The sequence below is a fragment of the Acidilobus sp. genome (genome assembly GCF_049973875.1).
Classification (GTDB): domain Archaea; phylum Thermoproteota; class Thermoprotei_A; order Sulfolobales; family Acidilobaceae; genus Acidilobus.
The window spans coordinates 1-1,716 of the sequence record NZ_JBMFJI010000070.1 but is presented as its reverse complement, the minus strand read 5'-3'; the positions used below and the strand labels follow the sequence as shown (position 1 = coordinate 1,716).

Here is a 1,716-nt window from a genome sequence, read left to right as displayed (position 1 = left end):
AGAAGAGGAAGTTCACAGGGAGCAGGAGCGGCAACAGGAAGATAACGCGCTTCGCCAAGAGGCAGATGCTAACCCACGGCGTCATTAAAGCTTTAAGGCTGGGGTTTAACGTTATCTTAGTTAACCCGAAGGGCACTACAAATTCTGAGGAGCACTACAAGGTTATGAGGGAGAAGGGCCTCGACAGGCGCACGGCCTCGGCTTACTTAATAGCACTAAAGGGATCAGAAGTAATTAAAAATAACGGGTAGTTACGTAAACGTGTTACAGACGCTCGCCCTGGCCCACAACAGCTCCACGGCCAACCTGACGGTGCTTGCCCCTGACAGCGAACCGCGGTGACATAATAAATTACTTGAGGTAGTTTATATAGTAGAGAGAAGCGCCGCGCACCTCTTGCGTTTAACCCGTTGCCCTCACAGGGACTGGAGCACAGCCCTCTGGCTGAATGCAAACGAGTGGTCCTTACTAATGCTGATGAGTTCATTATATCTGGCGTCAGACATGGGCTGCACAAGCGGCGCATATGCAGTCGCCACCGACGTCTGCCCCAGCTGCCGGGAGTACTCGCTCCATATTTTGACTGTGAGGTCATGCCCGCCGCTGGCCGGCTCGACAAAGATGTACAGCCGCAGCCACGTCCCCTCGGAGACGCGAGCTCTCGGCGGCGGCAGCTCTTTGACGTCGCCACCGCCTCCGCGCAGGAGCAACACATGGTCATCGTTATGATATATCGTGCCCTTCTCTATCGCGCCGGGCGTGAACCAGAACTCTATCTGCAATTCAATCTGTGGCGATACGAGGCCAGTCACGCTGACGCCCACGTCCACGCCCCTGCTAATTCTATCCCTCAGCACGTCCGCTATTTTGTTCATCGCGTCGGAGCACGACGTGTTTAAGGAGACGGCCAGGGCGGCCGCCGCGCCTATAGCCTTGGCTATGTAATCCCTGTTGGCCTCGGTTATCCCCGCTATGTTGTAGCTGCTCACCATGGCGCCCAGCGAGCTGTAAACGTAGTCGTGAACCGCCTTTGCTATATCATTGCTGGCGGCGTCGTGACATGGGAAGTCACTGCTGTCGTACTGTTTCACGAGCTCGGCCGCGCTGAACTTGACTTTGAACGTGTTACTGACGCTGGACGCATATATTATGTCCTTCAAACGCCGCACCACTCATAGTGCTGCAGCGCGAGGCTAATAAGCAATTGCAAGGCATTAAACGGACTGGAGGATGGCCCGCTGGCTGAGCCCCGTGGGCACCTCATTCATATTTTTGAGCTTGCTGGCCGCGGTGCGCACCGCGGCGATAAGTTCGCTGCTGCTAAACCGTCCATATCTTTACTGTCCATATCTTTCATTAGGACGTACCAGGCTTTAGTTTGCCGGCAGAATTAAAACAAGAAGAAATGATCATGGCCCTGGCGATCCCAATCAGCATTGGTATTCGGCGTTCACCAGCTCCCCGCTTCCCTTAGCCTCCTCAATGATGTAGTCCATTATCCACGTCATGCTGATCATCCTTACAGCGTACTCGTCGGGTTTCTGCGGCCAGTAGTCGCGCAGGAAGTAGTAGAAGTCCTTCAGCGACCTCTTCAGCGCCTCCCTCAGCTCCTGCTCCCTTGCTACCCTCAGCAGCGGGGGCAGCGCTGAGCTCCTGTCTGTCGGGTTCACAGGCGCGTCAAGGCTGTACACAGTCAGTATCTCCATCTTGCCGTCC

At 55.1% G+C, this 1,716-nt stretch carries 2 protein-coding genes and 1 pseudogene; 1 reads left to right on the top strand and 2 read right to left on the bottom strand.

The features are described 5' to 3' along the window. Nucleotides 1–251: pseudogene (locus ACP5H1_RS08385) on the top strand (hypothetical protein); the annotation flags it as partial. Nucleotides 252–416: 165 nt separating this feature from the next. Here ACP5H1_RS08385 and ACP5H1_RS08380 read toward each other — a convergent pair. Together ACP5H1_RS08380 and ACP5H1_RS08375 are read right to left on the bottom strand one after the other, a co-directional pair. Beyond that, on the bottom strand, nucleotides 417–1,160 hold the full coding sequence (locus ACP5H1_RS08380) for a hypothetical protein (protein WP_427974055.1): 744 nt from the start codon (nucleotides 1,158–1,160) through the stop codon (nucleotides 417–419). Between the two features lie 270 nt (nucleotides 1,161–1,430). Continuing rightward, nucleotides 1,431–1,716, bottom strand: a 286-nt coding sequence (locus ACP5H1_RS08375; protein WP_427974052.1) for a hypothetical protein, incomplete at its 5' end; no start/stop codon positions are given.